The following is a 16,367-nucleotide window of genomic DNA, read 5'->3' as shown; positions in this document are numbered from 1 at the left end:
GCTACAGAGGGACGAGAATAGCCCTCCTATCCATAACCGAACGGATGCTTTTTGTACTCTAAGGGGCTTGAACCGACTCTATTTTTGAACACACGACTAAAATAGTACTGGCTCTTATACCCTACCTTCACGGCCAGATCCCCGATTTTGATATTCGGCATTACGTCATCCAGAATCTCCTTCGCCTTCGATATCCGAAGCTCGGTGACATAGTCAAGGAATGAAGCACCGATTTCTTGCTTCATACGCTTGCTAAGATAGGTTTGGTTGATATGAAATAGCGCTGCTACTCGAGTAATAGACAGCTCCGGATCCTGATAATGACTGTCAATATACTCGGTCACTTTTTGGATAAGCACTGTTCCATCCCCTGTATACCCGGGAAGCTCCCGCTCTTTATCCACCCTGCTTTCATGTGAATGCAAAGGATATTTTGCCTGAAGATGCTCATCGATCCGATGAAGCAGCTTGTTCAGATCACTCTTCGGCACAGGTTTCAATACATAATCGAATGCTTGCAGTTGCACGGCTTGACGCGCATATTCAAAGTTATCGTACCCGCTGATGATGACAACCAGAACCGACGGGCAGCGTTCGCGCAATATATTCATCAGATCGAGCCCATTCATATTCGGCATGTTGATGTCCACAAGACATACATGTGGTGGGGCTTCCTCCACCATATTCAATGCTTCGTTTGCACTTTTCGCTTCTCCTGCAACCTCAAAAAGATACGGACTCTCCTCAATGTATTGTCGCAAGCCTTTGCGAATGATCGTTTCATCATCGACGATGACAATCTTCCACATCTTCATTCCACTCCCCGTCCAAAGGTATTCGAATGACCATAACGGTAATGCCATCTTCGCTCTTCACTGCAAGGCCATATGGCATCCCGTAAGCTAGTCGAATGCGATGGTTTACACTGTATAGCCCAAAGCCTGTGGCAGAACGATCATATGTATCATCAAGAAGGGCTTGATTCATCTGTTCAAGCTTCTCTTGCGGAATCATAACCCCATTATTTTCAACCTTAATGACCAAATAATCGGCCTGTTTATATGCTGTAATCGAAATTTTGCACTTTTGATCCCCAAGTGGCTTAATCCCGTGATAAATCGCATTTTCCACCAAAGGCTGCAGCATGAAGCGAACGACTTGGCACTGAGCAAGCTTTTCATCATATCGTAGCTCGTAGTCCAGAATCTCCTCATATCGCACACCTTGAATATGAAGATAACTCTCGACATGGTACAACTCCTGATCAAGCAGAATGTAGGGACTGCCTGTGCCAAGCCCTAATCGGAAATACGCGCTAAGCGCTTCCACCATCTCCACCACATTGTCTGCTCCATGTTCCGTTGCCATCCACTGGATCGTATCCAATGTGTTGTATAAAAAGTGCGGCTTGATCTGCTCATGAATCAGTCTGAGTTCCATCTCCTTTCGGTCCTGCTCCACAGCGTATAATTGAACAAGCATGTCATTGAAGCTTCGTCCAAGATCGCCGATCTCATCCGAGCGCGTAACATCTGCACGTATGGTTTGGTTGCCGTTCTGCACATTTTCCATTACCTGACGAAGCGACTGAATTGGACGAATAATGGAAGAAGCAAGCAGCATCAGAAAGACGATAAACGCACTACCGATAAGAACGCCTACCAGCAATGCAGTCCGCTGGGTTTTGATCACCGCTAGCGATAGACTTGAATTCGGTACTTCGAGTACTAGCTTCCAGCCTTCCACATTTTGAATTGGAGCCTCAAATACACTCATGTTCTTCTTATCTGCTGCCTCCTCCGCTCCATCTCCTTCACCCAGCTCTCTGCAATCGATGATAAGCTGGCCTGACTGGTCATATAGCATTACATCTTGAGCAATCTCCTTCATCTTCTTAACGGAGACGGCTGCGGCAATATAAGCTACCTCATCATTCACCGATGGATTAACACGATAAAGAATGACGACGATTTCGGCTGCATTCGCTTTGGATACGATCGGATTGCTCACCACATAATTGGAATCTGAATTCAGCAGTTTTCGATAGTAGGGTCGGTTTAGTATCGAAAAAGGCTTGTCCCTTGCTGACCAGGAATTTCCGTGAATATCCACCACACGTATGGATTCGTACTCTACTTGCTTCTTCGCCTCGAACTTATCGAACTCTTGCAGCAATTCATCTCGTGTCCACTGATGGTCCGAAGCTAGAGAAGCAAGCATGTCTATCTCTCCAATGCGCTGATTAAACCAATAATCAATCTGGTCGCTGCGTGCAGTAACCACTTGCTGCGTTAAGTTCTTATTCAAAGGGACAACCGTATGGTTCATCTCCAAATATATTGTTACAAGCAATGCAACGAACAGCAGCAAGAAGCAGCCTCCTGCGATTAACGTAATTTTTAAGTGAATTGATTTCATTGTAATCATAGCCCTTCACAATATCCGTTTCTTACATGCCCGAAAAAGACAAAAAAACACTAATCTGTGCAAATACATAATGCTGTACTAAATCTATAATAGGTCTTGTGCATATTTTCACATGAAATAACATTCATGTCTAGGCTAGAGATAAAGGATTTGCCTAGCAAATCTTCCTCTCCCTAGTGTATGTAACCAATTCACAACAGAATGAAGGAGATATTATGCGAACTCACACGAAAAAGCTGTTATCTATTCTACTAGTCCTCAGTCTTATGTTCACGCTTGCTGCCTGCGGCAGTAAAGATGCAGAACCCGCTGCAGATGCAAACGGAGTTCAAGTCTTTGAAGGAGTTGGGCAAGGTAAACATGGCGATATTAAAGTACAAGTCTCCTTATTAGATAACAAGATCACTGACATTAAAGTGACAGAGCATAAGGAAAATGAAGTACTTGCAGAACCTGTTTATACGCAGCTCAAGCAAGATGTCATGGCAACTAACAGCGCAAAAGTTGATGCCATTAGTGGATCTACAGTTACAAGCAAAGGATATCTCGAAGCCATTCAAGATGCAATTACGAAGTCTGGACTTACCCTTGTCGCTGGCGCTGCAGTCAGTGGAAGCAAAGACAAAGAAGAAGTCGAGCAAACCTATGATGTTGTTGTCATCGGTGCCGGGGGTGCTGGCTTTAGTGCGGCTATCGAAGCGAAGAGCGCTGGAGCTAATGTAGTTCTGCTCGAGAAAATGCCAGCTGTTGGCGGCAACACATTGATCTCCGGTGGTGAGATGAATGCGCCGGACAACTGGGTTGAACGTGCTCTTGGCATCACTGATGACACGGCTGACTTGTTCTATGATGATACGATGAAAGGCGGAGACAACCTCGGGGATCCAAAGATGGTTCGTATTCTTGCCGACAATGCTCTAGCATCTGCCGAATGGCTGCGCGATGATATCAAGGTAGAGTTCTTACCTGATCATCTGTTCCAATTTGGAGGCCATTCCAGAAAACGTGCGTTGATTCCTGTAGGTCATACAGGTGTTGAATTGATTACTAAGTTAAAAGCCAAAACAGACGCTGATCAAATCACGATCAAAACGAATATGAAAGCCGAAACCTTGCTGAAGGACGAAAGCGGCAAAGTAACAGGTGTAACTGCGACTTCAGGTACTGGCGACAAGATCACATTTCATGCGAACAAAGGCGTCATCATCGCTACCGGTGGTTTTGGATCCAATGTAGAGATGCGTAAAAAGTATAACCCTAAAATGGATGAAAAATATATGACTACCGATACACCAGGATCTACAGGTGACGGTATCGTTATGGCAGAAACGATTGGCGCCAAGCTGACAAACATGGAGAATATTCAAACGTATCCAATCTGTAATCCTGAGACAGGTGTTATTTCCCTGGTTGCAGACTCCCGCTTCGATGGTGCGATCCTGATTAACCAAGAAGGCAAGCGCTTCGTTGAGGAATTAGAACGTCGTGACGTTATTTCTAAAGCAATTCTTGCCCAAACGGGCGGATATACGTATCAATTATGGAATCAAGGGATTGAGGATATCGGTAAAACGATAGAAGTTCATCAAGACGAATACGATCAACTCGTTAAACAAGGCTTGCTCTTTAAAGCCGATACGATTGAAGAGGCAGCTGATTTCTTCAAAATCGACGTGAACACTTTGAAAGAAACGATTAATAAAGTAAATGATTATGCGAAAACAGGTAAAGACCTTGATTTCAAACATCGCGGTGGATTGAAATCTCTTGAAAAAGGCCCTTACTACATCGAAAAAGCTGTACCCTCCGTTCACCATACAATGGGCGGCTTGGTGATTGACGAGAAGACTCACGTATTGAATGAAAAAGGCGAAGTCATCCCTGGGTTGTTCGCTGCAGGTGAAGTAACAGGGGTCATTCATGGTGCAAACCGTCTTGGCGGTAATGCCATCGCTGATATCTTCACATTCGGCCGAATTGCAGGCAAACAAGTTGTAGCAGAGTAATCTTATTTTTTGTGTAACTGCTCTATTAAGAGTTAGCCTTAAAAACGTGCAAGATAACTTGTAGAGTGCCGGTTGACTGCTAACTTTCAAGCTGCCCTCTATGACATAGCAAACCGCCCTGTTAGCAACATTGCGAACAGGGCGGTTTATTTATGTATTCGTGTCATCGTCATGAAAAAAATAAGCACTGTGACTAAAAGTGTGACCACGAAGATCTTCACGATTTTTTTATAGCGGAGCCTAGGGGCTACGCTCGTCAATTGCTACAGTATGTTCTATTATTAACGAAATAAAGTAACTTTCCAAAAAACATATTCCTCAAATGATAATATCTTGACTTGCATTACAAGTAACAATTGGATAGTATTTAATAGGTAGCTTGCAATACAAGCTACCTATTTATTTACTCAGTACCTTGTTGAACAATATAGCTAGAGGCTACAATTGGAGGAATGCACGTGTTCACTCAAATGGTTAGAGGGGTGCTTGAGGGATGTCTTCTTGCAATCATTGATGAAGAGGAAACATACGGATATGAAATTATGGAAAAGCTTGCTCTTAGTGGCTTCGTGTTCGCAAAGGAAGGGAGCATCTATCCCCTCTTACTTCGTCTGGAGAAAGAAAATTTTGTAGCAAGTACACTACGTCCCTCTGCATCGGGGCCTAACCGCAAATACTATCGCCTAACCCTAAAAGGAGAACAGCAGCTTCAATTATTCCGTGGAAATTGGAACGAACTAAGTAATGCGGTAAACAGTATTATAAAAAAAGAGGATGGTGCTAAATGCTGAACGAAAAAAACAAATCCCTCTTAAACGAAATGAGATTCTACATTCAGAGCAACTCTGCCGTATCGGATACCAGCGCTAGTGAGATCCTCATGGAACTCGAAGATCATTTATTAACGGCTCAGCGGGAGGGGAAATCATTCGAACAAGTATTTGGCCAAGATCCCAAGTCCTTTTGTAATGAGATCATTCAGGAGCTTCCCAAATCATCGAAATGGGAACAAATAAAAACAATTGCACCTATGGTCCCTTTGCTTCTTATTTGGCGTTTTCTAAACGGTTTCAGCGGAGAACTAACGATTCCGCTATACGAGAATATCGTATATCTAGCACTCTCACTAGCCCTGTCCTATGTTTTATTTACCATTCTTCGTGCTGGCTCTTTCTCCTCAAAGCACAAATCCTTCTGGATGATTTACGGACTAGGAATGGTCATTATACTCGTATATGTTGGATTCTTTCTTGTGTCCGATCGTATTCTGCCTGCTAGACCACATCTCGTTCTTCATGATGGCGCTGCTTATATTACCGCTACGGTCAGCCTTGTTATCATTCTCTATTCGTTATTTGGTACATTTGTGAAAAAGAAACGTTGACCGACACAATAAAGCAAAGAGTGCTACTTCGCTAGTTAGAACGAGAACACACTCATCTGTTAATCATTAAGATCAATGAGAAAATTAATTAGAATTGTAGGTAACTATATGTTCCCAAGTATCTTTGAAACTATGTTATATCTATTACTAGGTTGTATTATTTATATGGTTGGCGTCTTAACTGGAAGATCGAGTAGTAAATTTGGTTATGCAAGTGAAATTACCGGAGCTATTTTAGCAATTGGATTTATCTTCTATCAACAGGGCTTTCCAGAAGGCTTCATTTATTTTGCGTTTGTTTCGGCTGGGTACTTATCGATGTCTCTTTTAATGACGGGTCAGGGGAAGTTTGGAGAGTTAAAGGAAGAAGTCATCCAACTAGAAGTCGAGGAAATAGGAATTATTCGAAATAATCAACGGATGCTTGGGGAATTGGGAATTTCAATCCTTGTATTTACTGGTGCCTCCTTATATTTGATATATGGACCCGAAAATAGCCCATTAAAATACTTTATTGTATACGGGCTGCTCATTGCTATTACCGAAATGATCAAACGTCTTGTGATCTATTTTACAACTAGCCTGTATTTTTCTAAACAACAAGGAAACTTATATATCATTTCCCGCTTGGACTCAAGAAAATTTTCCATCAAAGATATACAGGAGATAACTATCGAATCAACAGTAGACCTGTTAAAACTTCATCCATATCTTACCCTCTTCACATCAAATACCGACTTCACAACTAGCTTTAACAAAGTATTACGACTTCAATTACCAGGAGAAACAATATACCTGACAATTAAAGAAACAGAAAAGTGGAAAACTGAATTGGGAACGGGAACGAAATTTGAAAATACTATTGAAAATGAGCTTTACATTCTGCCATTTTATCATAAAAGGAATATCAAACGGCTTCTTGGCAAGTTCTATTTTGCTATAACAGTAAAGGGGGTATCCGCTTATACTGGAATGATATTGCTCCTATATTACTTTAGAACTCCTGCATGGTTGATGGTTAGTATAGCGATTATTTATTGGTTATTTAATATATATATATCTGATCGTGTACTAAAGGTTGCCATGGATGCTAAACTTGCAACCGATCCTAAGGTGATATCAGTAGCTGAAAAGGTATTTGCTAAAGCTAATATTCCAAACGTGAAAGTTTATGAGACTGATTCCGCACAATACAATGGACTAGCAACAGGTATGAATATTGGACGGTCAATGGTAACTTTAACAACCGCTACATTAAAATTGCCCATAGATGCTATTGAAGGGATATTAGCCCACGAAGCAGTTCATGTAAAGAAGAGAGATATCCTGTTTGGGCAACTGTATAGAGTTCTATTAATGTTAATTGTGGTTGTTGCACTTTTATTTATCTTCAAACAAATTTCTGATGTTGAAGCTTTTGCTATTCCTTTATTTTTTTTAGTTTGGTTACTCATAATTCTATTTCCATTATTTCAATCATTTTGTTCTCAATTGATGGAAGTAAGGGCAGATCATCTAGGCGCTTCATTTCTTGATGGAGGAACGCTGCAAATGGCTAATAGCTTAGCAACTCTTGCTACATCTCAAGATGAAGCGATGAAGAAAACAGCAGAGTATAGTATGAAGAAAAATGATCTGAAAGAAATAAAGTCCTCTCTTGCAAGGTCACCTAGGTTCTTAAGGTTCTTGGAATTTCAAATGATGGATCACCCACCTATGTACTGGCGAGTATACACATTAAGAGTTTATGGTCATAAATGGGGAAAAGAAATTCGTAGACGTTGGTGGATCGACCGATTTAAGGAATCATTTTCAAAGTGATCAATGTTCTACACAATGGACGATGCCTCGAATGCCCATATCGAAATTCAAGGCGGAGTTAACGAAATTCGCCTTGCTAGAAGTAAGCAACGAGGAAATCCTGAGAGATATGATTCACAAGATGATTAACCGTGTAGTCCTTCACGAAGATGGTTCAATCGAGATAAGTTACAACTTCCAAAACCCACTAAAGCAGGGGGCGTAACCTATATAGACTCGCCCCTCAATACTACACTCTCCACATGGGATGAGTACTGACGGTAGATAGGTATATTTTACATTAAGATGTGGCTGTTATTCACCTAAAATAAAAGCTATGTTAAACCATAATAGCCTAGTAATATTCATCCCACCATATTTCTCCATAACCCGATAAGATGAAACATTCTCTGGCTGACAAGTTGCAATTATTTAAAAGAGCCAAAATAAACAAGATCCACCTTGCATTACACTTGGAGGATCTTGTTTGTTATTTACTCAGTCTTGCTCTTAAAATCCCCGTCTCAATTCGTCTCTAACACGAGCGAACTTTAACTTTACATCATCAAGCCACTTGGGTGCATCCACGACCTCTGAGCCTTCCAACGACCATAACAATTTCGAGAACCTATATAACTTCATTAGCCTTTGAAAATACGGAAACTGGTTAATATCCTCATTGCTTAGCGGAATTACTGAACAGTAACCTTTAAGAAACCATTTCACTTGAGAGTGTTCCAAATTCATATCATCATCAAGAAAATCATCAAGTGCAGTTACAATGTCGAGAGCGTACCAACTATAAACAGCATCATCAAAATCAATAACACTGAACACACGATTATTCTCTTCATAAAATATGTTATCCAATTGAAAATCATAATGGATTAATCCATAATTGGTGTTTGAAATAGGGAATGATTGAAGCCGTTCAGTAAGTATATCAAGTTCCTCAATTGCTTCTTTTTCATCTGGGTAGGCTTGTAACATAGCATCAATCTTCCATAGTATATCCTGCCAATTGAATCGCTTCGTACTAACAGGCTCGTACACCTTCGATAATTGATGAAAAGAAGCAAGTGACCGTCCCCAGTCCTCGCATTGCATCTCGGTTATGTTCTCATCCAATGTGTTGCCATGGGCTGAACTAAACACAACTGCAAAATATGTTCCTTCTGACTTCATTACTGTTTCAATATACTTTCCGTTTACTGAAAGAATAGGAGAAACACAAGGGTAATCATTAGATTTTAAATATTCCATGAATTCAAGCTCTGCACTAATTTGTTCGATAGAACTTTCTTGATCATAGCTGAACCGCAAAAAATATTTCTCCTGCTTATTCTCGAAAGCATATACGAAGTTGGAACTGGCACGCCAGAACGTTAATGTACCTTCGTCATGTTCCCAATTTTGAATAAGACTTTTTGCAACGGCATCTGAAGCTAAACCTCTAACCATGTTACTTAACTTCATCATTTCGATGTTTTCCTCCCGTTATTTATGAGAGGACTAAACTCCATTAAGAGGCAAGCCCTCTCATAAACATACAATTTTGATTATCCTTCCTTATCAAAACACGTCACCCCTTCCATCATTTTCGGTAAGAAATAACTTCCACCATTAGGTTACCATAAAATGTAGCCGCTGTATGGTAAAAAATAACTATAAGCAATTTCTCCAGCGGTGCATCCATCCTGCATTAAATGTACTGACAAGCACTCCTGTGTTAATGATTTTATGTTATATGCTGACGCATCAACATGGGTTTGTTTTTTAATATGGCGGTTTGAGTTAGGCTTACGGATCGATGCTTCCCCTGCCCCATTTTCATATATAAATAAAAAAGAGTAGGGATTTCTCCCCACCCTTTGCTATATCCACCAATACACCTCAACTATTAGTCTTTCCTGACCAGGAACGCCACCGACTCCACATGCACCGTATGCGGGAACATATCCACCGGAGTTACCTCCACTGTCTTGTACCCGCCATCTTCGAGCACCCGCAAGTCCCTTGCTAATGTCGATGGATTACACGACACATACACCACACGCTCCGGCTTCATAGCCAGAATCGTCTCTAACAACCGCGGATCGCAACCCTTACGCGGTGGATCGACCACGATAACATCCGCCGTAATCCCTTGCTCTTTCCAATTCGGAATGACATCTTCAGAGGCACCAACCTCGAACACTACATTCTTCATCTCATTCAACTTCGCATTCGCCCGGGCATCCTCAATAGCTTCCGGTACAATTTCGACACCGTATACCTTAGCCGCATGCTGCGCCAAAAAGAGGGAGATCGTACCGATCCCGCAATAGGCATCAATAACCGTTTCATTGCCAGTCAGTCCGGCATATTCAACGGTTTTACCGTACAACACCTCAGTCTGTGCCGGGTTCACTTGATAGAACGAACGCGCTGAGATAGCGAACTGTACATCGCCGATGTAGTCATAGATGACGTCTCTGCCCCACAGGACGCGGGTTTCGCCACCGAAGATGACATTCGTGCGCTGAGTGTTGACGTTCTGGCAGATGCTGACTACATCCGGCAGCTGTTCGCGGATGCTGCCGATCCAGGCGTCCAGATGCGGGATGTCGCGGCCGTTGGTTACGAGGACGACCATCATTTCACCTGTGCGGAAAGCTTTCTTCACGACGACATGACGCAGCAGGCCACGGCCAGTTTCTTCACTATAAGCAGAGATGCCAAGTTCTCTGCCGATATCTTTCACCTTGCGCACAACGTCATCATTATCTTCATGCTGAATCAAGCAGGTTTCCATATCGATGATACGGTGACTTCCGCGTGCGTAGAAGCCGCCCACAAGACCGCCTTCTGTAACCCCAATTGGCACCTGTGCCTTATTGCGGTAACGCCAAGGCTCGTCCATGCCGAGTGTAGGGCGAACAAGAATGCCATCTGTCTGAGCTACTCCAGCGCCATCAGTCGTACCATCCACGATGCCACCATCGTTAGCACTATCTATCTGACTCTCAACAGCTTCATTCCCTTTGCTCTTTCCGCTGTTCCCGCCACCAGCCACCCGAAGCTTCCCAATCCGCTCCAGGTTGTCCACCACCAGCTGCCGTTTCCACGCCAGCTGAGCAGTGTAGTCCATATGCTGCAGCTGGCAGCCGCCGCATTGGTCATAGATCTCGCAAGGCGCCGCGATGCGGGCGCTGCTTGCTTCTACTATATTCAGCAGTTTGGCGTAGCCATACTGCTTTTTGGTCTTGAGCACCTTTGCCCGGACTTTCTCTCCGGGAAGGGCTCCCTGCACAAAAAGGGTAAAGCCTTCTACGCGGCCTACCCCTTCACCTTCATGGGTCATGCCGATAATATCGAGCATAACCTCATCATTTTTATTCACAGGCAGTCCGGCGACAGGCGCCTTGCCGGCTGGGCGGCTGGTGCTGCGTCCGCTGCGGTGTTTACTCATTATTTATTGTTCACTTCTTTCATTATCATCGCTGTATAATCCCACACTCTTACTTTCAAACAACCCTAATTATTCTGAGCAAAAATCCGCAGATGCTGCGGCAAAATCCGAAAACGACCCGGCAGCTCTCCGCCAAGTTCTCCATCCAAGTTCAATTGGACATGCCCTGGAGAGATTACATCCATTGCATCCGTACGGAAATACACAACCTTTTTATCCTGCAAATGCTCGCCACGAAGGGCCAATCTAACCAAACGGACAAACTCTGCCAGGTTGCATTTTTTGACCGCAATAACATCTAACAGACCGTCATCGATTCGAGCGCCGGGAGCAAGCTTTTCAAAGCCGCCGACAGAATTCGTATTTGCAATCAGGAACAGCATGAACTCATCATGAATAACCTCCTGCCCATTGGCACGAATGATTAGTTCCTGAGGAGATAGGCTGACCATTTTTTCAATACCTTTTAAATAGTACGCAAGCTGCCCTATCATGGTCTTCAGCTTACTGGGAACTTCATAGGTCAGTTCGGTTAGACTGCCACCGCCTGCTATATTAATGAAATAACGATCATTGGCTTTACCGATATCAATCGGACGCGACTCTTGACGAAGGATCAAATCAACGGAATCTTCCCAATTCTTCGGGATCCCCATCGCACGTGCAAAATCATTGGTAGTCCCAAGTGGCAATACGCCAAGCGGGGGGAGATTAGGTTTCTCCGCCATACCATTGATAACCTCATTTAAAGTGCCATCCCCACCGGCTGCTATGATTAGATCATAACCGCGCTCTACTGCATCCGCAGCAGCTAACATAGCATCGCCTTCTCCGGTCGTTGCATGGCAGGAGGCTTCAATGCCACCCGTATCCAGCCGGTCCAAAATGTCGGCGAGCCGCTTCTTCATTTCTTCCCGTCCAGAAGTGGGATTATAAATCAATCTCGCAGTTTTCATTACCGGAACGCCACCTGTTTTTTATAATAGAATAACCTAATTGATTATACCTAATTCGGACCACTACAATCAATGTCAGAGGACATTTATCGTAAATATTCCATTATACAACAATTCACGACAACTTATTAGGCAAAAACAACTATATATATGTCTATGCAGCAAATCCCGTATTATCCACGGAAATGGGCACTATTTTTCATGATTAAGTGGGCTAAAAAGGAAGCTTTTTAACTCTTTTTTCGAATCTGTTCGAGGAGTGTCTCTACCTGTCTCTCAATCCAATGCGGAAGAAGCGGGTGCGGCAAAAGCGTCTGGCCAGAATACTTATAGGTTAACCCTTTAAGTCTGTTCGGAACCACATGTTTAGTGAAATAACCTTCACTCAAAAAAAGCGGCGCCACCAATACCTCGTGACCCTGCTCCTGCCAAAACTCCACTTTGCTTCTTACACTGTCCGGATTCAGCAGACCGTAATCAGCCGCTGCTACGCCGCTCACCTCACGTACACGTCCTGCCAGTGAAGAGATGCCCTGCTGCCAACGCTGGCGGAAGCCCTCATAGATGCTGCCATGACCCACCAGCAGAATTGTCTCACGTTCAGGTTCCGTAGACAGCTTACGAAGCTTGTCCCAGATCATCACAGCGATGTCCGGGTCATCGTCGACAGGATAACCATAGTGAACCTTAGCCTTCACGTGGAACGGCTCTAAATCGGTCTCACGTTCAGGTGCAGGTTTAGCCCCTAGTGCATATTCTATTTCATCGACATGTGTGCTTCCCGAGGAAACGAACAATGGGATCACAATTATATCTGTGACCCCTGCATGTTCCAGCTCATTTATTCCATCTTGAATCAGACGGCCCTCTACCAGCTCTAAAAAAGAGACCACCACTGGCATCTCTTCATCTAGCGATAATTCGCTTACGGCCTCTTCCACGATCGACACCCAAACCTCGTCGCGGGAGCCGTGACTGATAATAAGTACGCCCGGTACCATAAATTAGCGTCCCAAACGTTCCAGCGTTAATTTATAACCATCGTTTCCGTAGTTCAAGCAACGTTTTACACGGGAAATAGTAGCTGTACTTGCTCCTGTCTCTGCTTCGATCTGATTGTAGGTCGAGCCTTTGCCAAGCATACGCGCTACTTCCAGTCGTTGCGACAGCGACTGAATCTCGTTCACGGTGCACAAATCATCAAAGAAAACATAACATTCTTCCATATTCTTCAATGTTAAAATGGCTTCAAATAATTGGTCTATACTTTTATCATTTAACTTCTTAAGTTGCATCAATTTTTCATCCCCTAAAAGTTCTATCAGCATTAGTTTCTCTGATTAAGCTCCGTACAAAACTAGCTCCGGAAACATCAACCTAATGTCACTATCCTGCCTTTACTATATTGCACTGGAGCGCATTTTTCAAGCATTAACGATTTCACGCTGTAAAGAACGAAAATGATGGACAAACGTCCACCCCACGCGCACACCATTTATGTACCCCAATACAAGTATTTTTCTCTACATAAGAATTATCGCCTACACTATAGTACTACAAAAGCGCCGAAAATCAAGCTCGTACACGGTTTCTTCACTACTTTAGCCTGTTTATAGGCATACGCCCTTTTCCGCTCCTATCCCTATTACCCGGGCATTCGTCTATACCGTATGTTCGCCCATGACATACAGTATAGCAGACCACTAACAAAGGAATGTGATATTATGCCTGATCATTACTATAATCATTCCCGCCGGAATCAGCGTTCACTGAGCGATTCGTATAATGCCTCTGCCTACCCCGGTCTCAGTTCATATGCGCCCTCAGCTCTCCCAGGTGAGACCGGAATCCTTCCTGCTTTAGGAGCAGAAGCTGCCACCGAAACTGCGCTAGCGCTCCCTGCAGCTGAAGCTGCAACAAAGGCAAGCGGCGGGCTTGCCGGACTGCTCAGCGGCTTAGGCGGCGGTGGCGGAATTGGTGGGAATATGGAGCAAATCAAAGGCATCATCGACCGTATGGGCGGCATTGACGGGATCGTAAACTCTATGGGTAAAGTACAAAAGGTGATGTCCGGCTTCCAGCAGATGGCTCCAATGGTTAAGCTGTTCATGGGTAGCTTCGGTAAAAACAAAGGCGCAGCAGGCGCACTAGCCGCCGAAGAGGATGCCGCCCTGTACAGTCCTAATCGCCGCAAAAAAAAGCGTTCCACCTCACCCCGTCGCAAATCTACTACAACTACTCGCCGGCGCTCTACTTCTTCCACCGGAAAACGTCGCCGCAAATAGCGGTGACGTTTTCTAGCTATGTATCAGAAAAACAGCAATTCTCGCAGAAAAGAGATTTGCTGTTGGCGCTTCTGCTCTATTTTTACTTAAACCAGCCACTCCGTCGAAACCATCGGAACATCCCAAAACCAACCACCAGCATAAACAACAACACGGCAAAATAACCATACTTCCACTCTAGTTCAGGCATCTTCACAAAGTTCATCCCGTAGATCCCGGCGATAAGCGTCAGCGGCATGAATACGGTCGTGATTACCGTTAGTGTTTTCATAATCGAATTCATCCGGTTGGAATTGAGTGAAATGTAGCTGTCACGCAAATCCGCGGTCATTTCCCGATCAGCCTCAATCATATCCGAGAGCTTTAGCAGATGGTCATAAATGTCGCCAAAATAAATCCGTTCCTCGCCGTTGCTCTGGACATGCTGTGAATTCACGATCCGGTACATCAAATCGCGCATTGGCACAATCGTCCGCCGCATTTTGAGCAACCTTCCGCGTACACCAAACACCTGGCTCATCAATTCCTCCACTGACTCACTGCTGCCGCTACTTTCCAGATCCGCAAGCTCGTCCTCTAAACTGTAGAGACATGGAAAATACTTGTCCACCAGCTTGTCCATCACCGTATATGCAGCTGCCATCGGCCCACCCGACCAGCCTTTTCGACTATGTATTTCGCTCTTCACCTGTTCCCACGCTTCATTCATCTCTGCTTTTTCCTGATGGTGATAGGAGACAAGAAAGTTCGAGCTTAAAAATAGGTCAACCTCCTCAGCATCCAACGTCCGCTCATTCAGCGCATGCAGCACAAAAAACTGCACATTCTCATAATGATCCAGCTTCGGCCGCTGCAACACATGCATACAGTCCTCTATCGCCAAGGGGTGAAAATGAAAATATTGATCCAGTAAAAGCGTCTCTTCTGGCGTAGGCGTAGCAAAGTCTGCCCATATCCAAGCATAATCCTCCAGCCGGATATTTTGCAGAGGGATCTCTGTCAGCACCTCACCTTTATGTGTGACAACAAGTGTACGTATCATAAATGTTCCTCCGCTTCATCTTCTTCCACGCCTCTATTGTACAGCAAGAAGACAAGTCTTCCAAAAAGCAAAAAACATAACCAGCAGCACCTCTTAAGCTAGACTAAAAAACATTTGGCGCTTCGTCGTTCGTTAATGTTCGATTCATCTTTGCTTGGTTGGTTGCGCAGGGGCGAGCTGTCTTTATTCTCGCTGTCGGTATCGGGTTTATGAGTGAGATGAATTCACAGCTGTGAATTACTATCGCTATTTTTACTAATTAGTTGGTGAAAAAGTGCTCCTTTTGGGATGGTAAACAACCCTTCGATCGTAAGCAGACTGACCTTGATTTCGCAAAAGATTGAGTCCATCGCCTCGCGTTCATTTACCGTAAGTAACATATGTTTTACTTTGGGCTGGTAGTGATTTGTGGGATTGGGATGCAATCCTTGCATCGTACATGTAAAGTTCCGGGCAGGAATTGTGAATATAGTGATGCTCATGGACGGCAGAAAAGCAGGGAGAAAGGAAGAGGGTTGGGTTGGGTTGGGTTGGGTTGGGTTGGGTTGGGTTGGGTTGGGTTGGGTTGGGTTGGGTTGGGTTGGGTTGGGTTGGGTTGGGTTGGGTTGGGTTGGGTTGGGTTGGGTTGGGTTGGGTTGGGTTGGGTTGGGTTGGGTTGGGTTGGGTTGGGTTGGGTTGGGTTGGGTTGGGTTGGGTTGGGTTGGGTTAGGCTATGTTGAGTTAATTTGAGCTAGGTTGCGTTACGATGGATTGGGCTGAGTTAGTTTGTACTAGGTTACTTTGCGATGGACTGGATTAAGGTGCGCTGGGTTTCCTTGAAATGTGTTACGTGGGACTATGCTGAGTTAACTTTGGCTAGGTTACTTTGTACAGGGCTGGACTTCGGTGCGCTGGATTCTGCTGAAATGAGGTAAGTTGGGCTGCGTTGAGTTAGTTGGATCTAGGTTACTTTACGATGGACTGGATTAAGGTGCACTGGGTTCCGTTGAAATGTGTTACGCGGGACTGGGCTGAGT

Annotated in this window: 14 protein-coding genes; 6 read left to right on the top strand and 8 right to left on the bottom strand. The window is 44.1% G+C overall.

Annotation, left to right across the window (positions count from 1 at the left end; translation table 11 throughout):
• Window positions 1–26: 26 nt before the first annotated feature.
• Both NYE35_RS03800 and NYE35_RS03795 read right to left on the bottom strand, forming a co-directional pair.
• Complete coding sequence (locus NYE35_RS03800) at window positions 27–809, bottom strand: response regulator transcription factor (RefSeq protein WP_341120186.1); 783 nt, start codon at window positions 807–809, stop codon at window positions 27–29.
• Window positions 784–2,370, bottom strand: a complete 1,587-nt coding sequence (locus NYE35_RS03795) for a histidine kinase (RefSeq protein ID WP_341120184.1) — start codon at window positions 2,368–2,370, stop codon at window positions 784–786. Before NYE35_RS03795 ends, NYE35_RS03800 begins: the two co-directional genes overlap by 26 nt.
• Window positions 2,371–2,642: 272 nt before the next feature.
• On the opposite strand from NYE35_RS03795, the gene NYE35_RS03790 reads away from it, so the two are divergent.
• The 4 genes from NYE35_RS03790 (at window position 2,643) to NYE35_RS03775 (ending at window position 7,638) form a co-directional block, all read left to right on the top strand.
• Window positions 2,643–4,433, top strand: a complete 1,791-nt coding sequence (locus NYE35_RS03790) for a flavocytochrome c (RefSeq protein WP_341120182.1) — start codon at window positions 2,643–2,645, stop codon at window positions 4,431–4,433.
• 470 nt (window positions 4,434–4,903) lie between these two features.
• Window positions 4,904–5,224 carry a PadR family transcriptional regulator gene (locus tag NYE35_RS03785; protein WP_370510529.1) on the top strand — a complete coding sequence of 107 codons (321 nt, stop codon included), beginning with the start codon at window positions 4,904–4,906 and terminating at the stop codon, window positions 5,222–5,224.
• Entirely contained in the window at window positions 5,218–5,817 is a 600-nt protein-coding gene (locus NYE35_RS03780) for a DUF1129 family protein (protein WP_076317079.1), read from the top strand. The genes NYE35_RS03785 and NYE35_RS03780 overlap by 7 nt, the downstream gene beginning before the upstream one ends.
• 165 nt (window positions 5,818–5,982) lie before the next feature.
• Window positions 5,983–7,638: a M56 family metallopeptidase gene (locus tag NYE35_RS03775; RefSeq protein ID WP_341120180.1), complete on the top strand. Its 1,656-nt coding sequence runs from the start codon at window positions 5,983–5,985 to the stop codon at window positions 7,636–7,638.
• Between the two features lie 489 nt (window positions 7,639–8,127).
• Here the strand turns inward: NYE35_RS03775 and NYE35_RS03770 are convergent, their stop codons facing one another.
• The 5 genes from NYE35_RS03770 to NYE35_RS03750 form a co-directional block, all read right to left on the bottom strand.
• On the bottom strand, window positions 8,128–9,096 hold the full coding sequence (locus NYE35_RS03770) for a phosphotransferase enzyme family protein (protein WP_341120178.1): 969 nt from the start codon (window positions 9,094–9,096) through the stop codon (window positions 8,128–8,130).
• Between the two features lie 421 nt (window positions 9,097–9,517).
• Window positions 9,518–11,068: a 23S rRNA (uracil(1939)-C(5))-methyltransferase RlmD gene (rlmD, locus tag NYE35_RS03765; protein ID WP_341120176.1), complete on the bottom strand. Its 1,551-nt coding sequence runs from the start codon at window positions 11,066–11,068 to the stop codon at window positions 9,518–9,520.
• Between the two features lie 65 nt (window positions 11,069–11,133).
• Window positions 11,134–12,024 (bottom strand): diacylglycerol kinase, encoded by an 891-nt coding sequence (locus NYE35_RS03760; RefSeq protein ID WP_036680719.1) that lies wholly within the window; start codon window positions 12,022–12,024, stop codon window positions 11,134–11,136.
• A gap of 230 nt (window positions 12,025–12,254) precedes the next feature.
• Complete coding sequence (locus tag NYE35_RS03755) at window positions 12,255–13,025, bottom strand: sirohydrochlorin chelatase (RefSeq protein WP_076274694.1); 771 nt, start codon at window positions 13,023–13,025, stop codon at window positions 12,255–12,257.
• Window positions 13,026–13,028: 3 nt separating this feature from the next.
• The gene (locus NYE35_RS03750; RefSeq protein ID WP_019913624.1) at window positions 13,029–13,319 is read right to left on the bottom strand and encodes a YerC/YecD family TrpR-related protein; all 291 of its coding nucleotides are present in this window, start codon (window positions 13,317–13,319) and stop codon (window positions 13,029–13,031) included.
• A gap of 429 nt (window positions 13,320–13,748) precedes the next feature.
• Here NYE35_RS03750 and NYE35_RS03745 point away from each other — a divergent pair, with 429 nt between their 5' ends.
• On the top strand, window positions 13,749–14,309 hold the full coding sequence (locus NYE35_RS03745) for a hypothetical protein (protein WP_038568686.1): 561 nt from the start codon (window positions 13,749–13,751) through the stop codon (window positions 14,307–14,309).
• 82 nt (window positions 14,310–14,391) lie between these two features.
• Here the strand turns inward: NYE35_RS03745 and corA are convergent, their stop codons facing one another.
• Window positions 14,392–15,351, bottom strand: coding sequence for a magnesium/cobalt transporter CorA (gene corA / locus NYE35_RS03740; RefSeq protein WP_326048085.1), 960 nt, complete (start codon window positions 15,349–15,351; stop codon window positions 14,392–14,394).
• 462 nt (window positions 15,352–15,813) lie between these two features.
• On the opposite strand from corA, the gene NYE35_RS03735 reads away from it, so the two are divergent.
• On the top strand, window positions 15,814–16,080 hold the full coding sequence (locus NYE35_RS03735) for a hypothetical protein (RefSeq protein WP_341120173.1): 267 nt from the start codon (window positions 15,814–15,816) through the stop codon (window positions 16,078–16,080).
• The last annotated feature ends 287 nt before the right edge of the window (window positions 16,081–16,367 follow it).

It is taken from the genome of Paenibacillus sp. FSL L8-0494 (genome assembly GCF_038003695.1).
Classification (GTDB): Bacteria; Bacillota; Bacilli; order Paenibacillales; family Paenibacillaceae; genus Paenibacillus_AQ; species Paenibacillus_AQ odorifer.
Note: the sequence above shows the minus strand (reverse complement) of the source record. Positions and strands in the feature narration are given on the sequence as shown.

Bases quoted from the DNA above. Each gene is read 5' to 3' on its own strand.
- NYE35_RS03780 (WP_076317079.1), top strand. From the start codon at position 5,218: ATGCTGAACGAAAAAAACAAATCCCTCTTAAACGAAATGAGATTCTAC.
- NYE35_RS03785 (WP_370510529.1), top strand. From the start codon at position 4,904: ATGGTTAGAGGGGTGCTTGAGGGATGTCTTCTTGCAATCATTGATGAA.
- NYE35_RS03775 (WP_341120180.1), top strand. From the start codon at position 5,983: ATGGTTGGCGTCTTAACTGGAAGATCGAGTAGTAAATTTGGTTATGCA.
- NYE35_RS03750 (WP_019913624.1), bottom strand. From the start codon at position 13,319: ATGCAACTTAAGAAGTTAAATGATAAAAGTATAGACCAATTATTTGAA.
- NYE35_RS03790 (WP_341120182.1), top strand. From the start codon at position 2,643: ATGCGAACTCACACGAAAAAGCTGTTATCTATTCTACTAGTCCTCAGT.
- NYE35_RS03800 (WP_341120186.1), bottom strand. From the start codon at position 809: ATGTGGAAGATTGTCATCGTCGATGATGAAACGATCATTCGCAAAGGC.
- corA (WP_326048085.1), bottom strand. From the start codon at position 15,351: ATGATACGTACACTTGTTGTCACACATAAAGGTGAGGTGCTGACAGAG.
- NYE35_RS03755 (WP_076274694.1), bottom strand. From the start codon at position 13,025: ATGGTACCGGGCGTACTTATTATCAGTCACGGCTCCCGCGACGAGGTT.
- NYE35_RS03770 (WP_341120178.1), bottom strand. From the start codon at position 9,096: ATGATGAAGTTAAGTAACATGGTTAGAGGTTTAGCTTCAGATGCCGTT.
- NYE35_RS03745 (WP_038568686.1), top strand. From the start codon at position 13,749: ATGCCTGATCATTACTATAATCATTCCCGCCGGAATCAGCGTTCACTG.
- NYE35_RS03760 (WP_036680719.1), bottom strand. From the start codon at position 12,024: ATGAAAACTGCGAGATTGATTTATAATCCCACTTCTGGACGGGAAGAA.
- rlmD (WP_341120176.1), bottom strand. From the start codon at position 11,068: ATGAGTAAACACCGCAGCGGACGCAGCACCAGCCGCCCAGCCGGCAAG.